Origin of the sequence: Lysobacter zhanggongensis (genome assembly GCF_046638635.1) — a bacterium.
GTDB classification, from domain to species: domain Bacteria; phylum Pseudomonadota; class Gammaproteobacteria; order Xanthomonadales; family Xanthomonadaceae; genus Novilysobacter; species Novilysobacter luteus.
In genome coordinates, this window is record NZ_JBJXHK010000012.1 from 1 (window position 1) to 25,052 (window position 25,052).

Sequence of the window (25,052 nt, forward strand, 5' to 3'; positions counted from 1 at the left end):
CGCGCCCAGGCGGCGATGGCCGAAGGCCGCCACGACGACGCCCGCCGACTGGCCGCGGCCGCCCACGCCGACGCCGACCTGGCCCACGCGCTGAGCCGCCAGGCACTCGCGGAAGCCGAGCTGGCCCAGCGCAAGGCCGAGGTGGACCAACTGCAGCGCCGCCTGGGAGGTGGTCGATGAACCGCATGCCGAAGATCCTCCCCGCCGCGGCGCTGGTGGCCGTGTTGCTGGCTGTGCCGGCGCATGCCCAGGAGTCCGATGCGGTAGTGGCGCAGCTCAACCAGCAACTGGTTGCGCTGGATGCCAACCCCGACACCGCGACCCTCGCCGCGTATGAGCGGCTGCAGGCCCGGCAGGCACTGGAAACGCTGGCCGACGCACGCAGCAGCCAGTACGACGTGGCCCGCTACGTGGCCGAGCGTCGCGTGCAGGTGGCCGAGGTCGCTGCACGCACCGAGGCGATGCACCGCCAGATCGACCGTCTCGAGCGCACCCGCAGCGAACTGATCGTCGAGGCCAGCCGGCGCGACGCCGCCGAGGCACGCGCCGAGGCCGAACGCCTGCGGATCCAGGCCCGGATCCAGGCCGAAGAGGCCGCCCGCTTGCGCGCGCAGGCCACCAATAGCGCCGAGGCCATGGAGGACATCGAATCAGCCCTCAAGGACATCGGTGGCGCCGAGGCGGCGCGCCTCAAGGCCGCGCGGGCCCGCGAAGCCGAACTGGCCCGCCAGGAAGCCGAACTGCTGCGCCAGGCCGAAGAAGCCTCGGACGATTGAGTTGTAAAAAACGCGTTATTCATCAGTGAGTTAGGGAGATGACCCTCGCTGCGCAACGCTTGGCTGCGGATGAATGCGGCGCCCGTCACGAACCGGCCGATCCGGCCCTTGCCGCCCCCCGAATCCGGGAGTAGGGTCGGTTTACCAGGCGGACATTTCCGCTTGGCGAAGAGCCAGGCCGACATGCAGACACCCGTTTCGCGAGACGCAGCCGAGCAGGATTCCGCCACCGAACCGGTGACCGACCTGCCGGGGGCGGGTGGGGCCGGAGTGATCCGCCCTGACACGGTCCGTCCCCTGGCACCGCATGAATCACCCCGCAACGCCTCGACCGTCCGGTCGGGGCGTTTGCATTCGTGCTGAAGGAGGCTTTCATGTTCGAAGAACAACCGCAGCCGGAAATCGAAGCGCTGATCAAGGCAAACCCCGAGTTCAAGCAGCTTTACCAGCACCATCAGCGACTCGACAAGAAGGTCATGGACGCCGAGCTGGGCGTGCTGCCGATCGACGACACCACGCTGGCGCGCATGAAGCGCGAAAAACTGGCCGCCAAGGACCGCCTGGTCCGTATGTACGACACGCAGCACCACTGAGGTTCGCCGCGGGCGGTGGTGGCCTCCTCGTCGGCCACCACCGCCCGCCCTTGGGGGCCTCATCACCCACCGGCATCCGCGGCGCACGGCGCGCCCAGCTGCCCGGTGCGCACCTGCCATCCCGTAGAATCTCCGGACTGCCGCGGTTTGCCGGCGCCAGCGCGTCCCGTCCGAATGCCCATCCATGCCTCCGTCCTCGACCTGATCGGCAACACGCCGGTCGTGAAGGCCCAGCACCTCGACACCGGCCCCTGCGAGCTGTACTTCAAGCTTGAATCGCAGAACCCCGGCGGCTCGATCAAGGACCGGATCGGCCTGAAGATGATCGAGGCGGCCGAGGCGCGCGGCGACATCAAGCCCGGCGACACCCTGGTGGAGGGCACCGCCGGCAACACCGGCCTGGGCCTCGCACTGGTCGCCCAGCAGAAGGGCTACAAACTCGTGCTCGTCGTCCCGGACAAGATGAGCCGGGAGAAGATCTTCAACCTCAAGGCGATGGGCGCGCAGGTGGTGCTGACCCGCTCCGACGTTGCCAAGGGCCACCCCGACTACTACCAGGACCTCGCCGAGCGGCTCGCTCGCGAGACCCCGGGCGCGTACTTCATCAACCAGTTCGGCAACCCCGACAACCCGGCCGCGCACGAGCACGGCACCGGCCCGGAGATCCTCGCCCAGATGGCCGAGGTCGGCGGCCTGGACGCGATCGTCTTCGGCTGCGGCAGTTCCGGCACCATGACCGGCCTGTCGCGCCACTTCGCCATCCACTCGCCGCACACCGAACTGATCCTGGCCGACCCGGTCGGCTCGATCCTCGAGGACTACATCAACCGCGGCGAGCTGGTCGAGAAGTCCGCCAGCTGGATGGTCGAGGGCATCGGCGAGGACTTCCTCCCGTCCATCTCCGACTTCAGCCGGGTCAAGAAGGCCTACGCCATCTCCGACAAGGAGAGCTTCCTGACCGCCCGCGAGTTGCTGGAGAAAGAGGGCATCCTCGGCGGCTCCTCCACCGGCACCCAGCTCGCCGCCGCGCTGCGCTACTGCCGCGAACAGACCGAGCCGAAGAAGGTCCTGGTGCTGGTCTGCGACACCGGCAACAAGTACCTGTCGAAGATGTACAACGACTACTGGATGCTCGACAACGGCTTCATCGAGCGCGAGCAGCACGGCGACCTGCGCGACTTGATCCTGCGCCCGTTCTCCCAGCGCGACACCGTCGTGGTCGGCCCGAAGGACCTGCTGGTCACCGCCTACCAGCGCATGAAGCTGTACGACGTCAGCCAGCTGCCGGTGATGGAAGGCGACCAGCTGGTCGGCATCGTCGACGAGTCCGACGTTCTGCTGCACGTCTACGGCGACGAAGCCCGGTTCCGCGACCCGGTCTCGACCGCGATGGTCAGCAAGCTCGACAAGATCGACGTCGGCCAGCCGATAGAGTCGCTGCTGCCGGTGTTCGACCGCGGCCACGTGGCGATCATCGCCGACGGGGAGAAGTTCCTCGGGCTGATCACGCGGATCGACCTGCTGAACTATTTGAGGCGGCGGGTGGAGTAGCGGAGTCCCCGCCATGACGACAACGCCCCCCGGGGCCTTTAGGAGCGGCAGCAGTCGCGCGAAGAAGCTCAGGATTCTGCTGATCGCGTATGAATTCCCGCCCAGCCCCTCGCCCCAATCCTTGCGCTGGGCCTATCTGACAGGGCGTCTTGCGGCCTTCGGCCACGAGGTGCATATCCTCGCGCCGGACATTGGCAGGACTATCGAAGGCCTGCCCGCCCTTAGCCCAAGCGTACATGTCCATCGTACTTGCCCGGGTCCGGTGCGGGGGCTGCTCGGGTGGCTTGCGCTTCGGCGCCCGCCCAGTCGCACCACCGACCATTCATCATCAATGTTCTTGAGCATGTTGTCGGCGAACGCAGATGGGCCCTCGGACCACTTGAGTGCGTCATCCGCCGCCGAGCCCCCTCGCCTGAACTGGAAGGGTCGCATCCTGGAGTCGTTCCAGTCTCTTGTCTCGTGGTGCCTGTTTCCGGACCTCCGTGCTGAGTGGGCGCGGCCGGCGCGAGAGGCGCTCCACCAGTTGCTCGATGAACTGAAGCCAGATGTGGTGGTTTCATCCCACGAGCCCGCCACTACACTGCGGTTAGGACTGGAGGCCAAACGCCGGGGCTTTCGCTGGGTCGCGGACCTGGGGGATCCCGTGCTTGCCGCTTACACTCCCGCGAGGTGGCGCCGCACAGCCGCCATCCTTGAAAGCACGGTGATGCGCGAGGCGGACCACGTTCTGGTAACCGCAGAACAGGCGCGGGAGCTGCTGGAACGCCGGCATGCCTGTTCAACCCCAGTGACAGTAGTGACACAAGGCTTCGAAGAAGGGTTTGTTCCAGCGCGTCCTTGCGCACGCGCGTTGGATGGCCCGCTGGAGTTGCTCTACGGAGGTAGCTTCTACAGCTTCCGGGACCCGCGTGCGTTGGTGGAAGCGGTGTTGACCGTGCCGGGTGTCCGCCTCCACGTTGCCTCGGGCTCCGTTCCCGCATGGCTCGCTAAGATTGCCCGGAACAATAGTGCGCAAGTGCGCTTGCTCGGTCGGGTCCCGCACCAGCGCTTGCTCGCTCTGCAGTGTCAGGTAGACGTACTGATCAACATTGCAAACCGTGAGTCGAGTCAGGTTCCAGGCAAATTCTACGAGTATCTGGGGGCAGGCAGGCCTGTACTGCATTTGCTGGCCGGGCAAGAGATGGATGCGACGGGGGCGCTGCTCCACCGGTTACGCCGGGGCCGGACATGCGCCGCGTCACGTGGGGCGATCGCGGCCGAGCTCGCATACCTGCTCGAGGCCCGGGCACGCGGGGTGCTGGATCAGGGCTTCGACCTCGGGCCGGAAGCGGTGCGGGCGTGGAGTTGGACGGCCTCCGCTGCTCGCGCTCAGGCCGCTCTGACACAAGCGGCGGCTGGATGAGAGTTCACCCGGAGAGCGCGTGCACCCCTGTTACCATACTCGGTTCGCCTCGCATTGAAGGCCAGTCCATGGCCACACAGGAGAGACATGCAGCACGCTGATGAAAAGAACCCTCGTCCGGGTCTGGGCACCCTGGCCATCCATGCCGGACAGGCGCCGGACCCCTCTACTGGTGCAGTGATGCCGCCGATCTACGCGACGTCCACGTATGCCCAATCGAGTCCGGGCGAGCACCAAGGCTTCGAGTACTCTCGGACCCACAATCCGACTCGTTTCGCGTACGAAAGGTGCGTGGCCGGCTTGGAGGGGGGTACCCGCGGTTTCGCTTTCGCGTCTGGTATGGCCGCGACCTCGGCCCTGCTTGAGTTGCTGGATGCAGGCAGCCACGTTATCGCCATGGACGATGTGTACGGCGGCACCTATCGGCTGTTTGAACGGGTCCGTCGGCGCACAGCCAACCTCGACTTCAGCTGGGTCGACTTGAACGACCTTTCAGCCTTTGAGGCGGCAATCCGGCCTGAAACGAAACTGGTTTGGATCGAAACACCCACCAATCCAATGCTCAAGTTGGTGGACATCGCCAAGGTGAGCCGCATTTCTCATCGTCACGGGCTAATTGTCGTGACGGACAATACTTTCTGTTCGCCGATACTGCAGCGTCCGCTCGAACATGGAGCTGATATTGTCATGCATTCAGCGACCAAGTACCTCAATGGTCACTCTGACATGGTCGGGGGCATGGTGGTCATCGGCGAAAACGAAGAGCTGGCTGATCAGTTGGCCTTTCTACAGAACTCGACGGGTGCAGTGCAAGGACCTTTCGATAGTTTCCTCGCTCTGCGTGGTTTGAAGACCTTGCACTTGCGAATGCGCGCCCATTGCGAGAACGCCCACGCGCTTGCAGAGTGGCTGCAGAGGCACCCAGCGATCGAAAAGGTGATCTACCCCGGCCTTGAGTCACATCCACAACATGAGCTGGCCAAGCGCCAGATGGGGGGCTTCGGCGGCATGGTGTCGATCGTGCTCAAGGGCGGCCTGGAAGCGGCGACGCGATTTTGTGAACGCACGAGGCTATTCACTCTAGCTGAATCGCTTGGTGGCGTAGAGAGTTTGGTGAACCACCCGACCATTATGACTCATGCTTCGGTGCCCGTCGAACGTCGGGAGAAATTGGGTTTATCGGACGCTTTGGTAAGGCTAAGTGTGGGCGTCGAGAATGTTGAAGACCTCCGGCTGGATCTCAGCCAGGCACTTTCAGGACTGGACGCGCGATGAGCAATGCGGCCTCAGCAAATGGGCAAAGCTTTGCCGCCGATCTTCTTGCCAGCGTGCGGCATCCTGATTTTTGGGGCTTTTCTTCTTGGCTGGACCTGGTCACAAAATACCGTCGATCGGCTCTCGGGCTGGTCTGGATATTTCTTCCCCCGGTCTGCTACGTTTTTGGCATCGGATACTTCTATTCCCTTCTATTTGGTCGTGAGTCCCTTCCATTTATGGTGCATCTCGGGTTGGGATATATCCTATGGAAAATGATCACCCAGGTCATCACGGGTGCGTCCACGACAATGGCTACGCACCGCGCGTTCATCATGGATGGCCGCATCCGATACACCGATTACGTTTTGCGTATATTTGCCAAATCGGCGTTCTATTTCATTATCACTGCGGTAATTCTGGTGCCCTTGGTGGCGCTCGTCACCCCTACGTTGCTTGGCGTGATGTCACTCTTGGTGACGCTGCCCATTTTTATACTTAACGTACTATGGCTGGGAGTGGTGGTGGCGGTCCTCGGGGCGCGTTTCCCTGATCTCCACGAGTTGTCCACGACCGTTTTTATCTTTGGCTTCCTATTGACGCCCATCATTTGGCAGGCCTCATTGACCCCCGCGGACACTTGGCGAGGTTTTGTGGCGCGGCTCAATCCAGCATTTCATCTAATTGAGTTCGTGCGCGCTCCGGTCTTGGGCGAGCCGATAGAACAACTCACGTACTGGGTAATCATTGGACTCACCGTGGGGGGGTGCGTGCTGGCAGCATATGTGTACCGCCGCTATTCGCGATTCATAGCGGTGTGGCTCTAATATGGCCTCGATTCGCGCAAATGGAATGACGTTGACGCTACCCGTTTTCCGGCAACGTTCCGAGCTGTCCGAAGGGTGGATAGCCACGATTGCGAAAGCGGCACTGCGGCGGCCAGAGCGGGAGTTTGCGACGATTGTTCGCAACGTGTCCTTCCGTATCGACGAAGGTGACCGCGTTGCACTGCTTGGTTTGAATGGCTCGGGGAAGTCAACCCTGCTCCATCTGTTGACGGGAGCTTACCGCCCAACAGAAGGGTCGTTGGAGATCGAGGGCAGTCGGCAAGCGTTGATGAATATCTCGCTGGGTTTCAACGCCGATGCGACGGTGCTCGAAAACATCTACTTGCGGGCAACGGCAATGGGAATGCAGATCGGTGCCATTCAGCCTCATATCGGATCAATTCTCGATTTCGCTGGAGTGGCGGAGAAGGCAGTAGACCGCCTTCGCACGCTATCTGCAGGGCAAAGGATGCGACTGGGATTTGCCATTTCCACTTCGGTGCAGCACGACATCATGCTCCTTGACGAATGGATCGGCACCGGTGACGCAGAGTTTCTTAAGAAGGCGCGGGATCGCCTTCAGAGTCGGGTAGACGGCAGTCGAATCGTAGTAGTTGCCTCACATAACCTAAAGTTGGTACGTCGCCTCTGCAATCGGGCGATCCTGTTACATGCTGGTGAGATCAAGGCGGTAGGCGCGACTTCGGAAGTTATCGCTGAATACCGTAGCTTGATGGATTCGCGTAGTCCTGATGCAGTCGCGTCGACTAGCAGCAAGTGAATATTCTCATCGTCGCCTACGAATTCCCCCCCTCGCGTTCGCCCCAAGCGGTGCGGTGGCACGAGCTTTCGCATCAGTTGGCCGCCTTGGGGCATCGCGTCACCGTACTCTCGGCTTCAGAATCGACTATGTTAGTTGGCGCCGCGTCAGTCGGCGAATTGCGCCGCGCCCACGGCACGAGTGTTGATGTAGTACGCACCTCGGCAGTAACTGGGAGCCGGCTGCTTTGGTGGGTGCGCAACATAGTGGGAAAAAATCGGACTGGCGGCGCCGTTGTTGTCCCGCGCGGGTTCCATGGGTTGAACTGGAAGGGGCGGATCGTCGCGGTTTGGGGATGGATGCAGGCATGGGCTAGTTTCCCGGACGTCAGGGCAAACTGGAACCTCACTGCCGGGCCGGCACTGAAAGACTTGATTGCCACTTGTCGCCCAGACGTGGTGATCACTTCCCACGAGCCGGCGAGCGTCTTGGAGTTGGGGTGCTTCGCGCAGGAAGCTGGAATCCCTTGGGTGGCCGACCTCGGCGACCCCATCGTGGCTGACTACCTGCCCGCGCGCTGGCATAGGCGCGCACGGCGCCTAGAGCGATTGGTCTGTGAACGGTGCAGTCTGGTGGCGGTTACCGCCCAAACCTATGCGGACCGGCTTCACACAGAGTATGGCTTAGAGCAGTCCCGGTGCATCGTGCTGAGACAGGGCTTCCCGCCTGCCGCCGACGTCGCCCCAACGCGGTCCTATTTCGGTGGTGGCACGCTTGAACTGCTTTACACAGGACAGCTATATAGCTTTCGATCCGTGGAGCCGCTGCTTGAGGCGCTGGCCACTCTCGATGGCGTCCGCCTCACCGTGCTGTCCCCGCAGGCGCAGCGGGTTGAGCCGCATGTCGAGCGTCTCGGGAGCCGTCTGCGACTGGTGCCACCTGTTCCTAGAGACGTCGTGCGGCAATGGCAACGCGGTGCGGACATCCTCGTAAATATTGGCAATACTATGCCGCTGCAAGTGCCGGGGAAGCTGTTCGAGTATTTCGGATCCGGTCGGCCGGTGCTCCACCTGTCCGCTTGTGAGCCGGACGAGTCGACCGACTTGGTGCGGGTGTTCCGCCGCGGCTGGACCGTGGAGAATGCCGCAGACCCCATCCGCGCGAAGTTGCTCGAACTCGGCGCATTGTGGCGCCGCGGGTCCCTTCACGCTGGATTGGACCTTTCAAGTAGGTCCGTGGGCGAATTTTCGTGGCCAATGATCGGAGAGCAACTGTCCGATGCTTTGTCCGAAGCTGTTGAACGACAAACGAGGCAAATTCAGGCATGACGATGGACCACAACGAGATCCGTACCCTGGGAATCATTGGGCTCGGCTACATCGGACTTCCCACGGCGGCCATGTTCGCCGCCTCTGGACTGGAGGTCTTGGGCGTGGATGTAGACCCTGGGGTGCGGGATGCGGTCAATGCGGGTTCGGCGCACATCGAAGAGGGAGATCTGGATGAGCTCGTCGCGACCGTTGTCGCTCAAGGCCGACTGCGTGCGGTCGCCACCGCGGAAGCCTGCGATGCATTCATCATCGCCGTGCCCACGCCAGTCGACCATCACACGCACGCGCCGGACATCAGCTATGTCGAGGCGGCCGCCCGTGGGCTGGCGCCCGTGATTGCCTCTGGCAACCTGGTGATGTTGGAATCCACGTCGCCGGTTGGTACCACCGAACGGGTGCGCGAGATCCTGCGCGACGCCCGCCCGGATTTGGACTTCGGCGATGGCGAGCGTCCCGGTGAGGTGCACCTCGCCTACTGCCCCGAGCGGATCATCCCGGGGAAGATGCTGGAGGAACTGGCAAGCAACGATCGAATCATCGGCGGCATGTCGCCGGCGGCGTCCGCCGCGGCCACCGCGCTCTACAAGCGATTCGTGCAAGGCGCGTGCATTGAGAGCGATGCGCGCACGGCGGAGATGGTCAAGCTCACGGAAAACGCCTTCCGCGATACCAACATCGCTTTCGCCAACGAGCTCTCGATGATCTGCGAGACGTTGGGGATCGATGCTTGGGAGGTCATCCGCCTAGCCAATCGCCACCCCCGCGTTTCCATCCTGTCGCCCGGTGCGGGGGTGGGCGGGCACTGCATCGCGGTCGACCCGTGGTTCATTGTCTCCAGTGCGCCGGCGCAGTCCCGCCTGATCCGCACAGCCCGGGAAGTGAATACCGCGAAGACCGCCGCGGTGGTCGACAAGCTAGACGCCATGCTGCGTGAGGACACCCAGGCGGTATTGGCGTGCTTCGGCCTGAGCTACAAGGCCGATGTCGATGACTTCCGCGAGAGCCCCGCGCTCGACATCGCCAAAGAACTGACCCGACGCCACCCGGGGCGCGTCGTGGCGGTCGACCCCTACGCCGAAGTGCTTGCGCGCCAGGATGGCGAGGCCGCCCGACTGCTGCGATTCGAGGCCCCCGAGGTGGCCCAGGACAGCGCTGACATCATTGCTATTCTCGTGGCGCACGGTCGCTTCCGGGCGATGTCGCTGTCCACCGACAAGGTGATCGTGGACGTCGTCGGCATCGGCCGCTGATCGGCGCTGGGGGCGCAGTTCGATGACCGAAGCACATTTCAAGCCCAGCGATCTCCATGCCGTGGCGACGTTCCTGCAACTTGAGCTGGACAGGCTGTCGCGGCAGGTGAGGGCGTTCGACGCCGCCGCGCACGGTGGCCGCAGGCTCCAGCGAACGACGCTGGCACGGATCGACGCCTTGGCAGGTGAGCTCAACCAGCTGTTAGCGCGGCTGCCGTTCCCGGGTACGGCGGAAGAGGCAGAGGAAACGCTGCTGGCCTTGGCGCACCGGCTGGTGGCAGAACTGGTCGGGCTGGAAAAGCGTGCGCGGTCCGAGATGGTGTCCTCGGTGGCGAAGTTCGAGGAAGTGCTCGAACAGGAGCGGGAGGCGAAGGATGCAGCCTGCTTGGCGCGTGACCACGCGCTGGAGCTGCTTGACGACGCGTTGGGCCGCCTGCAGGCCAGCGACGCACGCGGGTCGGAAGCAGTGGCGCGAAGCCGTGGCGTGGCCGATGAGTTGAAGGAGCTCCATCGGCGCATCGAGTTGGGCGAGCGCATGTTCGGCACGCCCCAGCAGCACGTCGCTGCCGCGCGCCAGAGCGCCGCGGCCATCGAGGGCATTTCGCGGTCGCTCCCGTTCCAGATCGGCTACCTGGCCACCAACGTTGTCCGCAAGCCTTGGCGCGTTACCCGGCACCTCCGTGCATCCGTGCGCCTGGTGCGTGAGGCGATGGACCGCATCGGCGCGCGCCGGCGCGGTACGGCTCGCGTGCCCAACGACGTGCTGGGCGTTCCGCTACCACTGGATTGGCAGGTGGCGTTGGATGACGCCCGCAAGCGCGCATCCTTGCCCGCCCGGGACGCCGTGGCGGCGGTGGGTGCGGTCGCGCCACGGTCTCAGGCGTTGCGCCAAGTCGGCCCGACGGCTGTGCGCGAGGCGAGGATCGTGATCATCGCCGACGAGTTCACGCGGGCCGATTTCCAGTCGCACTGCCACATGCTTGCCCTTTCCCGGAAGCGCTGGCGCGCGGACCTGGAAGAATTCAAGCCCCATGTTCTGCTGGTGGAATCGGCGTGGAAGGCGAACCAGGGCGTATGGACCGGGCACGTCGAGTCGGCGAGCCCCGAGCTTCGCTCCGTCCTGCAGTTCTGCAGGGCTGAAGGGATCCCCACCGTGTTCTGGAACAAGGAGGACCCGGTCCATTACGACCACTTCTTCCGCACCGCCGCGCTGTTCGACCACGTTGCGACCACGGACGTGGACTGCATCCAGAGCTACCGCACTGCGCTGGGCCATGACCGCGTGTTCCTGCTCCCGTTCGGCGTCGACCCGCTTCGCCGCAATCCGGTCACTTCCGGTGCCCGGCGCAATGCCTGCAGTTTCGCCGGCTCCTGGTACCCGCAGTACCCGCGCCGCAACGAGTCGCTGCAGACGCTGTGCGACGTGGTGGGTGGCTACGTCCCCGTCGACATCTATGACCGTGACAGTAGCGCGGGCAGCGGCTTCCCCGATGGCCTGCGCGAGCGCGTCGTCGGCAGCCTGCCGTTCAATGCCATCGACGTTGCCTACAAGGGCTACCGGTACGGCATCACGCTGAACAGCGCGCCGGATTCGCAGACGATGATCGCCCGCCGCCTGTTCGACCTGATGGCGTCGGGCACCATCGTGGTCAGCAACTATTCCCGGGCGGTGCGCCTACTGTTCGGCGACCTGGTGGTGTGCGCCGACGACCCTGTGGAGCTGCGCCGCCAGTGGGAGCAGCTGCACGCCAGCCCCGGCCGCGTGGAGGCCACGCGGGTCGCCGCCCTGCGCAAGGTGCTGGGCGAGCACACGGTGGAGCACCGGTTGGCATCATTGCTCGGGCGCGTCTTCGGGCGGCCCTACGGCGTGGACGTCCCGAAGGTGGCGGTGGTCGCGGCGGTGCGCTCTGGCAGCCAGCACGAAGCGGTACTGGACGCCTTCCGTCGCCAGCGCTACACCGCCCGCGAACTGCACCTGGTGTTCATGGACGGCTACCGGCCGGGTATCGCCCCGCGGATGCCCGGTGTGGTCGTCCACTCGCATCGCGAGGCGCGCGAGCTGGCCCTGTTCGATGCCATCGGCGCCAAGCTCGTGGCGTGCTTCAGCCCCGATGACTACTACGGCCCCGATTACCTGGGCGACCTGGTCAACGCCCTGCGCTACACGGGACGGGCGAGCGTCGGCAAGGACGCCCACTGGCGCGCCGAAGGCGGCACGGCCGCCCTTGTCGACGGCCAGCGGTTCGCGCAGGTCGATCGGCTGCACTTGCGCCGCGCGCTGGTTCCGCTGCGTGCATTGCCACACGGCTCCCTTGCCGCGCTCGCCGCCCATGTCGAAGGTGGCCAGTTCGAAGGCGGGAGCTGCTTCGCCGTCGACTCGTTCGGCTATTGCGAGCACGGAGCGGGCACGGTCCTTGAAGACGTCGATGCGCGCATGCCCGAGGACCCGGGCCTCCCGCTGCGCACGGTCGAGGAGGCGGTGGAGCGCCACGTCGCGCGCGGGGCGGTCTCAACGGCCGACAACCTGCCGATCCCCGGACTGGCCGAGCTGTTCCCCAAGGCGAGCCATGCCCACGGCGACATCCAGGTGCGCCACGGGTCGGGGGTTTCGATCACCTCGGCGCTGGCGGAAGGCAAGTGGAGCTACGTCTACGGCGTGGAACCCCTGCGCGTCTCTTCGATCGCGCCCGGACGCAAGCTGCGTTTCCAGCTGTCGGGCCGCGGCAAGGTGTCGGCCAAGCTGGTGGTGATCTTCCTGGATGGCGAGAAGCACCGGATCGGCTCCATCCAGGCGGCGTTCAATGCACCGCAGCGCATCACCGTGCCGGAGGGCTGCGAATGGATCCGCCTGGGCATCCGGATCGCCGGCTCCGGGAGCCTGGACCTGTCCCGCCTGACGGTGGGCGCGCGGCGCGAGCGGTCGCAGGGACGCATCGTCATCGAGCAGGCGCCCCGCCTGCTGCTGGCGAAGGGCTATCCCAGCCGGCAACGCCTCTACCACTACAGCTTCATCCACCGCCGGGTGAAGGCGTACCGGGCCAACGGCCTGGAGCACGCGGTGTTCCGGTGGAACCCGGGCCAGCTGTCGTTCGAGGAGTTCCAGGGCGTCGACGTGATCGCCGGGGGTGGCGAGCACCTGGCCGGACTGGTGCACGACAACGAGTTCGAATCGATCGACATCCACCCGCTGTACCCGGAAATGTGGGCCCAGCTGGAGGACCTGGTCGGCCGCGTGCGCATGAACATCTGGGTCCATGGCGCCGAGATCCAGCCGTGGTACCGGCGTGCATTCAACTACCCCAAGGGGCCTACGCGCGACCGCGCGGTACGTGCCACGGCCACGCGGCTGGCGATGTGGCGCCACATCTTCGGCATGCGCCACCCCAACATCCACCTGGTGTTCGTGTCGGAGTACCTGGCGCGGCAGGCGATGGCCGATGTCGGGATCGACCTGGCGCCGTGGCAGTACAGCATCATCCACAACTTCATCGACCCGGACGTGTTCGATTACCGGGAAAAGGACGCCGGCCAACGGACCCGGATCCTGTCGATCCGGCCGTACAACTCGCCCGTCTACGCCAACGACCTGGCGGTGCGCGCGGTGCTGGACCTGGCGAACGACCCGATCTTCAACGAACTGGAGTTCCTGTTCATCGGCGACGGCGAGTTGTTCGACGAGACGTTGGAGCCGCTTCGCGGGTTCGCCAACGTCGAGATCCGCCGCGGCTTCCTGACCCAGCAGCAGATCGCGGAACTCCACAAGGACTTCGGCCTGTTCCTGGTGCCCAGCCGCATGGACAGCCAGGGCGTTTCGCGGGATGAGGCGATGGCGTCCGGCCTGGTGCCGCTGACCAACGCGGTGGCCGCCATTCCGGAGTTCGTCGATGACGCCGAAGGCGTGCTCGCACCCCCGGAGGACTGGCGGGTGCTGGCCGAAGGCGTGCGCCGGATGTACCACGAGCCCGAGCTGTTCCTTTCGCGCTCGCGGGCCGCGGCCGCACGCGTGCGCGCGCAATCGGGGTTCGAGGCAACGATCGAACGCGAAATCGCATTGATCGAGCGCGGGCAGTCCAGCCCCAGCCCGCTCTCCACCCGGGCGCGGCGCGCCGAGCGTCGCAGGTTCGCGGTGTACGGCGACCTCAACCTCAACATCACGGATGGCTCGGCCGTCTGGGCCGCGTCGCTCGTGCAGGTGCTGGCGGGCCTCGACCATGCCGAGGTGACCCTCTTCCTGAAGGCGCCGGTCACCGCGCTGCACATCATCGAGCCGCTGCTTTCGCTGGACAACGTGCGGCTCGTCGAGCCCGACACCGTGGAAACGCCGGTCATGGGCGTCGACGCGGCGCTGGAGTCGATCGCAGAACACGACCGCGCCGACCGGTTCGACGCGATCGTGCTGCGGGGTTTCGACCTGTGTTCCGCGGCAACGCGGCACGAGGCCTTCGAAGGTCGCCTGTGGGTGTACATCACGGACCTGCCGCAGACACGCGAGGCGCTTGACGAGCAGTCACGCGATCGGATCACGCGGATCATCGCGCATGCCGGCCGCGTCCTGTGCCAGACCCCGCAGTTCGAGGCCCACCTGCTCGACTGCTTCCCCGAGGCCACCGGACGGACCGCATTGCTGCCGCCGATGATTCCCCCGCCGTCGGCCGCCGCGGGCGCACCCCGTGCGGAAGGTCCCGCGCGCGTGGTCTATGCCGGCAAGTTCGCGCCGCTGTGGGGCATCCGCGAGATGTTCGGTGCCTTCGAGCAGCTGAAGGACGCCCGCCCGGGCATCGAACTGCACGTGTTCGGCGACAAGATCCACCACGTGCCCGATGACCTGGAGTTCCGTCCGGAGGTCGCCGAACGGCTTGAGTCCACCCCCGGGTTGGTCTGGCACCGCCAGGTCAGCCGTGAGCACCTGTATGCGGAACTGCCAGGTTTCGACATCGGCTGGGCGTGGCGACATGCCGAACTCGAATGCGGGACCCATGAGCTGTCGACCAAGGTGCTGGAGTACGCCGCCTGTGGCCTGCCGACGATCGTGTTCCCCAACGAGGTCAACGTCGGGGTGCTGGGTGAGGACTACCCGCTATACGCACGCGATGGGGAAGAAGCGGGCCGCGTCATCGCTGCGATGCTGCGCGATCCGGGGCGGTTGGCGTCGCTGCGCGCCGAGCTCATCGCCGTCGCGTCGCGGTACACGTTCCAGGCCGTACGCGAGCAATACGTAGCGCCGTTGGCACGTGCCATGGGCGAGAGCGCGGACGCGAACGCGACCGCGACCGACGGGGCTGTCCGATGAGCCTGTGGATGCTTGCGGCGACCATCGCCGCGTTGCTGCTGCTGGCGACGATCCGCGTCGAGGGCGGGCGGACGAACCGGTTGCTCGTGCCGGGCCTGCTCCTGGGCGGACTGGTGGCTGTCGTCGCCCTCGGGCTTGGCGCATCGGCCACGGGCTATTACCCCGGCAGCCGGGCGTTGCGCCTTGCCAAGCAGGTCGGCATCGACCTCACGGACGCGGCCCGCGATCCCGATGTCCGGCGGATCATCCTGGTCGAGGGGAGCAGCTATACCGCGCGCGGCCTGGATGGAGCCATGCTCGGCCGACTGCTGACGCGTGGCAGCGGCACCAAGACTTCGGTCGTGCAGATGAGCCTGGACGGCGCCAACCACTTCGAACGTTCCTGGTTGCTCGGCATCGCGCTGGACCAGCTGGAGCCAGCGGACCGGACGGCCCTGGCCGGCAAGGACCTGACGCTGCTGCTGGAGATCCAGCGCGGATACGACGTCGCGCCGCTCAACGGTTTCGTCCGCAACCTGCGGACCTGGCGCACCTACGCGTACATGACCCCGGGCAACACCTGGGACGGGCTCCGCGCGGTGGGGTCGCTCGGCGCGACGGCGCCTGAATCGATAGCGTCGCTGCTGCCGCCGGCCGTCGAGCACGCCGCGGTCAATGCCATGGGCATCGGAATGGCGCGCCGCGGCGAGCAGCTTGCCAGCGTCAAGCCGGCGCGTGGCTACCAGCCGCTCAAGACCAGCAAGCGCGGGTACTCGCACGGGCGTGGCATGGCGGACGTGCTGGCGGCCGCTCGGGCCATGGCCGACGCGCCGGCAGCGCCGGTGGAGGCGATGCCGTGGATCCAGGACATCCGGCTGCCCCGGTATCGCGCCATGCTGGGGGACCTGGTCGATTCGGCCGCATTCTTCGCCGTGCCCAGCACCGAGACGGCCGACCTGCAGTACGTCCACCAGTTCTGCGCGCAGGTCGATGACCTGCCGTGCATCGAGTACCGCGACCCGGCCCTGCTCAAGCGATTGCAGCGCAAGCCCGACTGGAACGACGCGCGGCACATGCGCGTGTCGGGCGCGGAGAAGTTCACGCGGTGGTTCGCCCGCCGATACATGCGCGACGTGGTCGCGGGGACGAACGGATGATCTTCACCTCTGGCATCTTCCTGGTGTTCTTCGTCGTGGTGTACGGCGTGTACTGGGCGCTGCTGCGCGGCCAGCGTGCCCGCATCGTCTGGCTCCTCGCCGCCAGCCAGGTGTTCTACGGGTGGTGGGACTGGCGCTTTCTCGCCTTGATGTGGGTCGCCATCCTCACCAGCCACGTCGCGGGCCTGGCCATCGAGCGTGGCTACAGGCCGCGGCTGGCCATGGGCATCTCCATCGCGCTGATGCTCGGCATCCTGGCCGTATTCAAGTACTTCAACTTCTTCGTCGACTCCGCCGCGTTGCTGCTGGGCAGCCTGGGCCTGTCGCCGTCGGAGCACGTGCTCTCGATCATCCTTCCGGTGGGCATCAGCTTCTATACGTTCCAGGCGATCAGCTACGTGGTGGACGTGTGGCGCCGTGACATCCACGCCGAACGCAGCGTGCTCGACACCGCTACCTACATCTCCTTCTTTCCCCAGCTGGTGGCCGGCCCCATCGTGCGCGCAGCGGACTTCCTGCCCCAGCTGCAGGCGCCCAAGCGTTTCGAAAGCGTCGACTTCCTGGTCGGGGCCAAGCTGTTCCTGGTCGGCTTCATCTACAAGGCAATCTTCTCCGACAACATCTCCCCGTTCGTGGATCGCGTGTACGCGGACGTGGCGGCATTCGACAACCACACCCTGGCCATGGCGACGCTGGGGTTCTACGCGCAGATCTACTTCGACTTCGCCGGTTACTCGATCATGGCGATCGGAATCGCGCGCATGTTCGGCTACCGGCTCATGCGCAACTTCAACTACCCCTACCTGTCGGCCAGCATCACCGAGTTCTGGCGGCGCTGGCACATCTCGCTGTCGAGCTGGCTCAGGGACTACCTGTACATCCCACTCGGCGGCAACCGGGGGGGCGAGGCCAAGCGCAGCCGCAACCTGATGATAACCATGCTGCTGGGCGGCCTGTGGCACGGCGCCAGCTGGAACTTCGTCGTCTGGGGCGGCCTGCATGGCAGCGCCCTCACGGTGCACAAGGAATTCAGCAAGCTGCGGCAGCGCTTCCTGCCCGCGGGACTCGTCCCTCCATTGCTCGGCATCGCGCTGGCATGGATGGTGACGCAGTTCTTCGTTTACCTGACCTGGATTCCCTTCAGGGCGGCCGATTTCGGCGACACCGCCGAGGTCCTGCGCGGCGTGTTCCAGATGCGGCATGACACGGGCCTCACGCGCGCTGCGATTCCGTATGCGCTCCTGATCGCGCCCATCGCCATCGATACTTTCGTGGTCGGGCTGTCGGCGGGCCGCCGCCTGGCCGACCGCCTGCCTGCGTGGCGCCATACCGTCGCCGCCTGTGCGATGGGCGCGGTAATGGCGTTTCTCCTATTCATGATGCCGCTGGAAGTGAGTAGCTTCATTTACTTCCAATTCTGACGTCCGCCCACCATCTGTTTTCCCCTTCAACCTTTCTCCGCCCCTTTCCAAGAGTCCACCATGATCTTGATCCGTTCCGCAGCTGTTGTCCTCATGGCGTTCGCCCTCGTGGCATGCGAGAAGCAGCCCGCCGCCGACACCACGCCGCAGGCAGCCGACACCCAGGCCCCGGCCGATGCGGCCGCGCCCGCCACGCCGGCCGTGCCGGCCGACCAGTTCCTGTCGGGCCTGGCCCTGGCATTCCCCCACGAGGTGACCAACCAGCGCCAGGTGCGCCAGAAGGGCGGGGGGCGAGCCGAGGTATTTGCGATTGACTTTACTGAGGGAACCATCCAGGAGATTGACGCGCAACTTGCCGACGCGCTTGCGGGGGCCGGCTTTGAGCGCGGAGACGTGCAGTCAGTTCCCGGAGGCATACGCGTCGCTTACGTAGCCGAGGACGGAAGGCGGGTTTCGACAAAGATCCGCAATAAAAAGTACTTCCGTGACCGCATTGCTGACTCATCGGTTGGTCAGATTAGTCTTAGCTACATCCCGAACTAGCATCTCAAGAGGGCCGCTTTCTGCGGCCCTCAGCTTTAGAGGAGCAACCCTCAATAGCTTAAGATGTCCCGCTCGTACTCGAAGGCATCGAAGTCGGCCGCGAAGCGGTCGGCGACCAGCGCCGCCAGTTCAGGCGTGTAGAACTCGCGCAACTTGCCCCCGGCATTGGTGGCCCGGGGCGACTTGTTGACGTCCTTGTTGGCCATCTCGGGTCGCAACTCGCCCCAGATCCGGCTGCTGACGACGGCCATGTCCTGCCAGAGCCGCTCGAACTTGCCGATGAAGTCGAATTCGACGTCGCCGAACAGGATGTCGTCGGCCTGGACGCGCCAATGGGAATTCTGCGTATTGGATCCCTGCGCGCAGATCGCCCGGATGAAGGATTCGAAGGTCACGTCCTCGGTGGGCTCGCCCCGCCCCTTGAGGTAGGCGTTGAGCTGGCGTCGCGGCTTGCTCGAAGCGGTCAGGATGCGGTCCAGGTAGCACGACAGCAGGCGGGAGTACGGGTTGCGGACGAAGGCGAAGCGGAAGTAGTTGCCGCTGTTGAGGACCTCGCGGAGCAGGTCCGGCGGCAACTGGTACGGAGACAGCAGGGGTGAACTGCGCTTGTCGTAGAGCGTCACCGTCTTCTTCCCGACCGGCGCGTACTCGATGTCGAACAGGCTGTTCTTGATCGAGCTGTTGGCGACCTTGTCGACCGCGAAATACACGTAGCGGTTCCGCAGCGAGATATTGGTGTTGTTCTCGAAATCCAGCAGCTTCTTGCGATGCTTGATCGAGGCGGGGTCGTACAGGGCCATTGCGATTTCCGGGAAGAGAATCGTTCAAGTATATAGGGCGCGGGCAGCCCGGGCCCGGTCCCCGGGGGGGCGGAACCGGTGATGGGGCGCGCCGCGCCATCTACGTCGCGCGCTGCCCTGCCGGCACGTGCGGCGGCCTTCTTCCCGATAGGCACAGGCCGCCACGGGTCTGGCGCTGACCGACGCGCAGCAGGCGTCGGCGCCGGGAACTAGCGTTGCCCGTTCTCCGGGGGCGGGTTTTCACGGACACCGCCTGCGTGCGTCACCACGGCGGCAATCCGTGCCGCTGCCCGGCCGTCGCCGTAGGGGTTGTGGGCCCTCGACATCGTTTCGTAGGCGTCCGCATCGTCCAGCAGGCGCGTGGCTTCCGCGACGATGCGCTGGCGGTCGGTGCCGACGAGTCGGACCGTCCCGGCATCCACCGCCTCGGGCCGCTCCGTCGTGTCGCGCATCACCAGCACCGGCTTGCCCAGCGAGGGGGCTTCTTCCTGCACGCCGCCGGAGTCGGTCAGGATCAGGTGCGCGCGGGTCATCAGGTAGACGAACGGCAGGTACTCCTGCGGCTCCACCAGCACCACCCCGGGCCGGCTGCCCAGGATCCTGCGGACCGGCTCCTGCACGTTGGGATTCAGGTGCACGGGATAGACCACCTGCACGTCACCGCGGTCGGCCAGGTCGGCAAGCGCGGCGCACATCTGTTCGAATCCGCCGCCGAAATTCTCGCGCCGGTGCCCGGTCACCAGCACCAGGCGCTTGCTCCCGTCCAGGAACGGGAAGCGCGCGGCCAGTGACCGTTCAAGGTCGGTGTCGGACGCGATCCGGTCTGCCACCGAGAGCAGCGCATCGATCACCGTATTGCCGGTCACGTGCACGTCGTCGGAGGCGATGCCTTCGGCCAGCAGGTTGTCGCGGGAGCGTTTCGTCGGGGCGAAGTGGAGCCGCGTCAGCGGCGCCGTGAGCCGGCGATTGGCCTCTTCGGGCCACGGCGCCTGCATGTCCCCCGTGCGCAACCCCGCCTCGACGTGCCCGACGGGCACCTTGGCGTAGAACGCCGCCAGTGCGGCAGCAAGGGTCGTGCTGGTGTCGCCGTGCACCAGCACCAGGTCGGGACGGCGGGCTTCCAGCACGCGCCCCATGCCCAGCAGGATCTTGCTGAAGGCACCCGGCAGCGTCTGGCCCGGTTCCATGACGTCCAGGTCGTCGTCCGGGACGATCCCGAACAGGTCCAGGACCTGGTCGAGCATCTGCCGGTGCTGGGCCGTAACCGCGACCAGGGTGTCGATCCCGGGTGCGGCCTTCAGCGCGGAGACCACCGGCGCCATCTTGATGGCTTCGGGTCGGGTCCCGAAGACCACCATCACCTTCTTGTTCACGATGTGCCCCCGCTCAGCCCAGCGCCTGCTCGAGCTCCGGCAGCACCTTGAACAGGTCGCCGACCAGGCCGATGTCGGCGATCTCGAAAATGGCCGAGTTTGCGTCCTTGTTGATGGCGACGATCGTGCCGGCATCCTTGATGCCCGTCAGGTGCTGGATGGCGCCGGAGATAGCAACGGCGATGTAGAGCTCCGGCGCGATGATCTTGCCGGTCTGGCCGACCTGCATCTCGTTGGGCACGTAGCCCGCGTCCACCGCGGCGCGGGAAGCGCCTACGGCCGCACCAATCCTGTCGGCGAAGTCGTAGATGATCTTGAAGTTCTCGGCCGAGCCGACGCCGCGGCCGCCGGACACCACGCGCTTGGCGCTCTGCAGGTCGGGGCGGTCGGACGAGCCCGCGGCGAGGCCGATGAAACGACTGTGGGTCGGCAGCTCGGCCTGCACATCCGAGGCTTCCACCGGCGCGCTGCCACCCTTGCCGGCCTCCGACCACGACGCCGTACGCACAGTGGCGATCACGGTGCTGTCGGTAGGTGCTTCGACGGTGATGATGGCGTTGCCGGCATAGATCGGGCGCTTGAAGGTATGGCTGCCTTCGACCGACATCACGTCGCTCACCTGCGGCACGCCCAGCAGGGCGGCTACGCACGGCATCAGGTCCTTGCCGAAGGTGGTGGAGGGGCCGAACACGTGGCTGTAGCCGTCGGCGAGCTTAGCCACTTGCGGTGCGAGGACCTGGGCCACGGCCCGCGCGTTGGCTTCATTGGTGACGGTCAGCACGCGGGCGACGCCATCGATCTGCGCGGCCTCGGCGGCAACGGCGGCCGGGTCGGCAGCCAGCACGACGATGTCGATGGCTTCCGGCGACAGCGCCTGCGCGGCGGTCACGCACTTGGCGGTGGAGGCATTGAGCTTGCCGTCGAGGTGCTCGGCGACGATCAGGACCTTGGACATCAGAGGAGCCCCTTCTGCTTGAGTGCGGCGACCAGTTCGGCCGCGTCCTTCACCATCACGCCCTTGCTGCGCTTGGGCGGCGGTGCGTAGGCGGTGGTCTTAAGGCCTTGGCCGGCCTCCACGCCGAGGTCGGCAAACGGGATCGCTTCCAGCGGCTTGCTCTTGGCCTTCATGATGTCGGGCAGCTTGATGAAGCGGGGCTCGTTGAGGCGCAGGTCGGAGGTGACCACGGCCGGCAGGTCGACTTCCAGCGTCTCAAGGCCGGCGTCGACCTCGCGGGTGACGGTGGCCTTGCCGTCGGCAACCTCGAGCTTGGACGCAAAGGTCGCCTGCGGGCGGCCCCAGATCGTCGCCAGCATCTGGCCGGTCTGGTTTGCGTCGTCGTCAATGGCCTGCTTGCCCAGGATCACCAGGTCCGGCTGCTCCTTCTCGATCAGCTTGAGAAAGGTACGCGCGGCCGTCAGCGGCTGGATGTCCTGGCCCGCCTCGGTGACGACGTGAACGGCGCGATTGGCACCCATCGCCAAGCCATTGCGCAGGTGCGCCTGGGCATCGGCGGGCGCGATCGTGGCGACGACCACCTCGGTGGCGATGCCCTTGTCGCGCAAGCGCAGGGCCTCTTCCAGCGCGATCTCGTCGAACGGGTTGGCCGACAGCTTGACGCCATCGGTGACCACGCCGGAACCATCCGGCTTGACCTGGATGCGGACGTTGTAGTCCACCACGCGCTTGTATCCGACGAGGATCTTCATCAGTTGCGGGGTCCTTGCAGGGGGGCGACGGACGGGGCCGCCGCGCATCGAATTTCGGTCGGTCATTCTAGCCGACACCCGACGGTGGCGCAGGGTAGGGTGGGTGCCGGGTATCCTTGCCCCACCCGCAACGAGGAGTGGACGATGCTGCATCCGGTGGTGCTCAGTGGTGGCAGCGGGACCCGGCTGTGGCCGTTGTCGCGGCAGGACCGGCCGAAGCAGTTCCTGGCCTTGATGGGCGAGCGCTCGCTGTACCAGGAGACGGTGCTGCGCGCGCTCGGGCTACCCGACGTGCAGCCGCCGATAACGGTCTGTAGCGATGCCCACCGTTTCACCGTCGGCGAGCAACTGCAGGCGATCGGCGTCGGCAGCGGCGGCATCGTGCTTGAACCGGTGGCTCGCAATACCGCGCCGGCGATCGGGCTCGCGGCGCTCCATGCGGTGGCAACAGACCCGGACGCCGTGCTCCTCGTCATGCCGGCCGACCACCTTATCGAGGACGAAGCGGCCTTTCGCGCCGCGGTGGAGCAGGCCGCCGAGCTGGCCGGAAATGACTGGCTGGTCGCGTTCGGCATTACTCCGGACTATGCGGAGACGGGTTATGGCTATATCCGGCGTGGCGAGCCGCTGGGCGACGGCGGGTTCCGGATCGAACGGTTCGTCGAAAAACCCGAACGCGCCACTGCTGAGCAATACCTTGCCGACGGCGGGTACTCATGGAATTCCGGCATGTTCCTGTTCAGTGCCAAGCGTTACCTGGAGGAGCTCGGCATCCACGCGCCAGCCATCCTGCAGGCCGCGCAGGAGGCATACGCCGGCGCCGGTGCGGATCTGGACTTCATACGGGTCGACGCCGATGCATTTGCCGCCAGCCCCAGCGACTCGATCGACTACGCGGTGATGGAGAAGACCGACCGCGCCGCGGTGGTGCCGGTCAGTTGCGGTTGGAGCGATATCGGCTCGTGGTCGTCGCTGTGGTCGGTGGCCGAACGTGACGCGGCCGACAACCGCACCGAGGGCGACGTGATCGCCGTCGACACCCGGGGCAGCTTTGTCCGGGCCGCCGAACACCGGCTGGTGGCGACGGTAGGGGTGGACGACCTGGTCATCATCGACACGCCCGACGCCACGCTTGTCGCACGCAAGGACCGGGTGCAGGAGGTCAAGGCGGTGGTGGATCGGCTAAAAGCCGATGGCCGCACCGAACACCTGTCGCACCGCAAGGTGCATCGACCATGGGGAAGCTACGACTCGATCGGCGTCGGCGAGCGCTTCCAGGTCAAGCGCATCACAGTCAAGCCCGGTGCCGCGCTCAGCCTGCAGAAGCACCACAAACGGGCCGAACATTGGGTGGTCGTGTCCGGCGTGGCCGAGGTCACCTGCGACGACCGCGTGTTCGACCTGCATGAAAACGAGAGCACCTTCATTCCGCTGGGCAGCGTCCACCGGTTGCGCAACCGCGGCACGGCGCCGGTCGAACTGATCGAAGTGCAGTCCGGCAGTTACCTCGGCGAGGACGATATTGTCAGGCTCGAGGATGTTTACGGTCGCTCCTAGCCATTGCCCGAACGTACGCTTCGGTCCGGCCAGCTCCACGGGCTAGACTTGGGCGATCCCGTTCAGGAGTTGTCCGACATGGCCCAGGCCACTGTTGCGCCGCCGTCAGCCGGTGGCGCCAAGAGCAAGCTCTACCCCGATGCGAAGGCGGCGCTGGACGGCGTCGTCGCGGACGACCAGACCCTTGCGGTCGGTGGTTTCGGCCTGTGTGGCATTCCAGAGGCGCTCATTGAGGCACTGCGCGACTCGGGCGTGAAGGGGCTGACCGCGATTTCGAACAACGCCGGCGTAGATGGCTTCGGCCTCGGCCTGCTGCTGGGCACCCGGCAGATCCGCAAGATGATTTCGTCCTATGTCGGAGAGAACAAGGAGTTCGAGCGCCAGTTCCTTGCGGGCGAGCTTGAGCTCGAGTTCAACCCGCAGGGGACGTTGGCCGAGCGGCTGCGTGCCGGCGGTGCAGGGATCCCCGCGTTCTTTACCGCGACCGGCTACGGCACGGTCGTGGCCGAGGGCAAGGAAACCCGCGAGTTCGACGGCAAGCACTACGTGATGGAAACCGCGCTGGTCGCCGACGTGGCACTGGTCAAGGCGTGGAAGGCCGACAAGGCCGGCAACCTGGTGTTCCGCAAGACTGCGCGCAACTTCAACCCGGCCTGCGCGATGGCGGGCAAGGTCTGCATCGCCGAGGTCGAAGAGGTCGTCGAGGTCGGCGAGGTCGATCCGGACCACGTGCACCTGCCCGGCATCTACGTCGACCGCATCGTGCACAACCCGAGCCCCGAGAAGCGCATCGAACAACGCACCGTGAGGAGCAAGTAATGGCCTGGACCCGCGAGCAGATGGCGCAGCGCGCCGCGCAGGAACTCACCGACGGTGCCTACGTCAATCTCGGCATCGGCCTGCCCACGCTGGTGGCGAACTACATCCCTGACGGCGTAGACGTCTGGCTGCAGTCGGAGAATGGCCTGCTGGGCATCGGCCCGTTCCCGACCGAGGAGGAGCTCGATGCCGACCTGATCAACGCCGGCAAGCAGACGGTGACCGCGCGCGCGGGGGCCAGCTATTTCGGCAGCCATGATTCCTTCGCCATGATCCGCGGCGGCCACATCGACCTGGCGATCCTCGGCGCGATGGAAGTTACCGACAAGGGCGACCTGGCCAACTGGATGGTGCCCGGGAAGATGGTCAAGGGCATGGGCGGGGCGATGGACCTGGTCGCGGGCGTCAAGCGTGTGGTCGTGCTGATGGAGCACACCACCAAGACCGGCGATTCCAAGATCCTGCCCGAATGCACGCTGCCGCTGACCGGCGTCGGCGTGGTCAGCCGGATCATCACCGACCTGGGGGTGATGGACGTGACTGCGGAAGGTTTGGTGCTGGTGGAACTCGCATCCGCTGTGACAGAAGCAGAAATTCACGCTCAGACGGGCGTGAGATTCGTCGGCTGATTCCGAAGATGTAGAATGCTGCTCTTTTCTGTC

At 65.6% G+C, this 25,052-nt stretch carries 20 protein-coding genes and 1 pseudogene; 17 read left to right on the forward strand and 4 right to left on the reverse strand.

What is annotated here, in order from left to right; genetic code table 11:
* From ACKVMH_RS03625 to ACKVMH_RS03690, 14 genes and pseudogenes are all read left to right on the forward strand, one after another.
* Window positions 1-180 (forward strand): annotated as a pseudogene (locus ACKVMH_RS03625) (DUF4398 domain-containing protein); the annotation flags it as partial.
* On the forward strand, window positions 177-776 hold the full coding sequence (locus ACKVMH_RS03630) for a hypothetical protein (protein WP_412699256.1): 600 nt from the start codon (window positions 177-179) through the stop codon (window positions 774-776). The pseudogene ACKVMH_RS03625 and the gene ACKVMH_RS03630, both read left to right, overlap by 4 nt.
* Before the next feature lie 374 nt (window positions 777-1,150).
* Window positions 1,151-1,369 carry a YdcH family protein gene (locus tag ACKVMH_RS03635; RefSeq protein WP_215218819.1) on the forward strand — a complete coding sequence of 73 codons (219 nt, stop codon included), beginning with the start codon at window positions 1,151-1,153 and terminating at the stop codon, window positions 1,367-1,369.
* A 174-nt stretch (window positions 1,370-1,543) separates the two neighbouring features.
* Complete coding sequence (locus tag ACKVMH_RS03640) at window positions 1,544-2,920, forward strand: pyridoxal-phosphate dependent enzyme (RefSeq protein ID WP_412699257.1); 1,377 nt, start codon at window positions 1,544-1,546, stop codon at window positions 2,918-2,920.
* Between the two features lie 343 nt (window positions 2,921-3,263).
* Window positions 3,264-4,322 (forward strand): glycosyltransferase, encoded by a 1,059-nt coding sequence (locus ACKVMH_RS03645; RefSeq protein WP_412699290.1) that lies wholly within the window; start codon window positions 3,264-3,266, stop codon window positions 4,320-4,322.
* An 87-nt stretch (window positions 4,323-4,409) separates the two neighbouring features.
* Window positions 4,410-5,597 (forward strand): cystathionine gamma-synthase, encoded by a 1,188-nt coding sequence (locus ACKVMH_RS03650; RefSeq protein ID WP_412699258.1) that lies wholly within the window; start codon window positions 4,410-4,412, stop codon window positions 5,595-5,597.
* Window positions 5,594-6,403 carry an ABC transporter permease gene (locus tag ACKVMH_RS03655; RefSeq protein WP_412699259.1) on the forward strand — a complete coding sequence of 270 codons (810 nt, stop codon included), beginning with the start codon at window positions 5,594-5,596 and terminating at the stop codon, window positions 6,401-6,403. The genes ACKVMH_RS03650 and ACKVMH_RS03655 overlap by 4 nt, the downstream gene beginning before the upstream one ends.
* 31 nt (window positions 6,404-6,434) lie before the next feature.
* Window positions 6,435-7,184, forward strand: a complete 750-nt coding sequence (locus ACKVMH_RS03660; protein WP_412699260.1) for an ABC transporter ATP-binding protein — start codon at window positions 6,435-6,437, stop codon at window positions 7,182-7,184.
* On the forward strand, window positions 7,181-8,491 hold the full coding sequence (locus ACKVMH_RS03665) for a glycosyltransferase (protein ID WP_412699261.1): 1,311 nt from the start codon (window positions 7,181-7,183) through the stop codon (window positions 8,489-8,491). The genes ACKVMH_RS03660 and ACKVMH_RS03665 overlap by 4 nt, the downstream gene beginning before the upstream one ends.
* Window positions 8,488-9,744, forward strand: coding sequence for a UDP-N-acetyl-D-mannosamine dehydrogenase (gene wecC, locus ACKVMH_RS03670; RefSeq protein ID WP_412699262.1), 1,257 nt, complete (start codon window positions 8,488-8,490; stop codon window positions 9,742-9,744). Before ACKVMH_RS03665 ends, wecC begins: the two co-directional genes overlap by 4 nt.
* A gap of 22 nt (window positions 9,745-9,766) precedes the next feature.
* Entirely contained in the window at window positions 9,767-15,034 is a 5,268-nt protein-coding gene (locus ACKVMH_RS03675; RefSeq protein WP_412699263.1) for a glycosyltransferase family protein, read from the forward strand.
* Window positions 15,031-16,170, forward strand: a complete 1,140-nt coding sequence (locus ACKVMH_RS03680) for a hypothetical protein (RefSeq protein WP_412699264.1) — start codon at window positions 15,031-15,033, stop codon at window positions 16,168-16,170. Before ACKVMH_RS03675 ends, ACKVMH_RS03680 begins: the two co-directional genes overlap by 4 nt.
* Window positions 16,167-17,591, forward strand: a complete 1,425-nt coding sequence (locus tag ACKVMH_RS03685; RefSeq protein WP_412699265.1) for an MBOAT family O-acyltransferase — start codon at window positions 16,167-16,169, stop codon at window positions 17,589-17,591. The genes ACKVMH_RS03680 and ACKVMH_RS03685 overlap by 4 nt, the downstream gene beginning before the upstream one ends.
* A gap of 60 nt (window positions 17,592-17,651) precedes the next feature.
* On the forward strand, window positions 17,652-18,134 hold the full coding sequence (locus tag ACKVMH_RS03690; protein ID WP_412699266.1) for a hypothetical protein: 483 nt from the start codon (window positions 17,652-17,654) through the stop codon (window positions 18,132-18,134).
* 50 nt (window positions 18,135-18,184) lie between these two features.
* Here ACKVMH_RS03690 and ACKVMH_RS03695 read toward each other — a convergent pair whose 3' ends face one another.
* From ACKVMH_RS03695 to ACKVMH_RS03710, 4 genes are all read right to left on the reverse strand, one after another.
* Window positions 18,185-18,934 (reverse strand): sulfotransferase family 2 domain-containing protein, encoded by a 750-nt coding sequence (locus ACKVMH_RS03695; RefSeq protein ID WP_412699267.1) that lies wholly within the window; start codon window positions 18,932-18,934, stop codon window positions 18,185-18,187.
* A 209-nt stretch (window positions 18,935-19,143) separates the two neighbouring features.
* Window positions 19,144-20,307: a non-hydrolyzing UDP-N-acetylglucosamine 2-epimerase gene (wecB, locus tag ACKVMH_RS03700; protein WP_412699268.1), complete on the reverse strand. Its 1,164-nt coding sequence runs from the start codon at window positions 20,305-20,307 to the stop codon at window positions 19,144-19,146.
* Between the two features lie 13 nt (window positions 20,308-20,320).
* Entirely contained in the window at window positions 20,321-21,262 is a 942-nt protein-coding gene (locus tag ACKVMH_RS03705; RefSeq protein WP_412699269.1) for an electron transfer flavoprotein subunit alpha/FixB family protein, read from the reverse strand.
* On the reverse strand, window positions 21,262-22,014 hold the full coding sequence (locus tag ACKVMH_RS03710; protein WP_412699270.1) for an electron transfer flavoprotein subunit beta/FixA family protein: 753 nt from the start codon (window positions 22,012-22,014) through the stop codon (window positions 21,262-21,264). The genes ACKVMH_RS03705 and ACKVMH_RS03710 overlap by 1 nt, the downstream gene beginning before the upstream one ends.
* Before the next feature lie 144 nt (window positions 22,015-22,158).
* Between ACKVMH_RS03710 and ACKVMH_RS03715 the strand changes: the two genes are divergently transcribed.
* The 3 genes from ACKVMH_RS03715 (at window position 22,159) to ACKVMH_RS03725 (ending at window position 25,019) form a co-directional block, all read left to right on the forward strand.
* Window positions 22,159-23,571 (forward strand): mannose-1-phosphate guanylyltransferase/mannose-6-phosphate isomerase, encoded by a 1,413-nt coding sequence (locus ACKVMH_RS03715; protein ID WP_412699271.1) that lies wholly within the window; start codon window positions 22,159-22,161, stop codon window positions 23,569-23,571.
* 78 nt (window positions 23,572-23,649) lie between these two features.
* On the forward strand, window positions 23,650-24,390 hold the full coding sequence (locus tag ACKVMH_RS03720; protein WP_412699272.1) for a CoA transferase subunit A: 741 nt from the start codon (window positions 23,650-23,652) through the stop codon (window positions 24,388-24,390).
* Window positions 24,390-25,019 (forward strand): CoA transferase subunit B, encoded by a 630-nt coding sequence (locus ACKVMH_RS03725; RefSeq protein ID WP_412699273.1) that lies wholly within the window; start codon window positions 24,390-24,392, stop codon window positions 25,017-25,019. Before ACKVMH_RS03720 ends, ACKVMH_RS03725 begins: the two co-directional genes overlap by 1 nt.
* Window positions 25,020-25,052: the final 33 nt, after the last annotated feature.

Coding starts and splice junctions, on each gene's coding strand:
- ACKVMH_RS03630 (WP_412699256.1), top strand. CDS start 177: ATGAACCGCATGCCGAAGATCCTCCCCGCCGCGGCGCTGGTGGCCGTG.
- ACKVMH_RS03635 (WP_215218819.1), top strand. CDS start 1,151: ATGTTCGAAGAACAACCGCAGCCGGAAATCGAAGCGCTGATCAAGGCA.
- ACKVMH_RS03640 (WP_412699257.1), top strand. CDS start 1,544: ATGCCCATCCATGCCTCCGTCCTCGACCTGATCGGCAACACGCCGGTC.
- ACKVMH_RS03645 (WP_412699290.1), top strand. CDS start 3,264: ATGTTGTCGGCGAACGCAGATGGGCCCTCGGACCACTTGAGTGCGTCA.
- ACKVMH_RS03650 (WP_412699258.1), top strand. CDS start 4,410: ATGCAGCACGCTGATGAAAAGAACCCTCGTCCGGGTCTGGGCACCCTG.
- ACKVMH_RS03655 (WP_412699259.1), top strand. CDS start 5,594: ATGAGCAATGCGGCCTCAGCAAATGGGCAAAGCTTTGCCGCCGATCTT.
- wecC (WP_412699262.1), top strand. CDS start 8,488: ATGACGATGGACCACAACGAGATCCGTACCCTGGGAATCATTGGGCTC.
- ACKVMH_RS03675 (WP_412699263.1), top strand. CDS start 9,767: ATGACCGAAGCACATTTCAAGCCCAGCGATCTCCATGCCGTGGCGACG.
- ACKVMH_RS03680 (WP_412699264.1), top strand. CDS start 15,031: ATGAGCCTGTGGATGCTTGCGGCGACCATCGCCGCGTTGCTGCTGCTG.
- ACKVMH_RS03685 (WP_412699265.1), top strand. CDS start 16,167: ATGATCTTCACCTCTGGCATCTTCCTGGTGTTCTTCGTCGTGGTGTAC.
- ACKVMH_RS03690 (WP_412699266.1), top strand. CDS start 17,652: ATGATCTTGATCCGTTCCGCAGCTGTTGTCCTCATGGCGTTCGCCCTC.
- ACKVMH_RS03695 (WP_412699267.1), bottom strand. CDS start 18,934: ATGGCCCTGTACGACCCCGCCTCGATCAAGCATCGCAAGAAGCTGCTG.
- ACKVMH_RS03705 (WP_412699269.1), bottom strand. CDS start 21,262: ATGTCCAAGGTCCTGATCGTCGCCGAGCACCTCGACGGCAAGCTCAAT.
- ACKVMH_RS03710 (WP_412699270.1), bottom strand. CDS start 22,014: ATGAAGATCCTCGTCGGATACAAGCGCGTGGTGGACTACAACGTCCGC.
- ACKVMH_RS03715 (WP_412699271.1), top strand. CDS start 22,159: ATGCTGCATCCGGTGGTGCTCAGTGGTGGCAGCGGGACCCGGCTGTGG.
- ACKVMH_RS03720 (WP_412699272.1), top strand. CDS start 23,650: ATGGCCCAGGCCACTGTTGCGCCGCCGTCAGCCGGTGGCGCCAAGAGC.
- ACKVMH_RS03725 (WP_412699273.1), top strand. CDS start 24,390: ATGGCCTGGACCCGCGAGCAGATGGCGCAGCGCGCCGCGCAGGAACTC.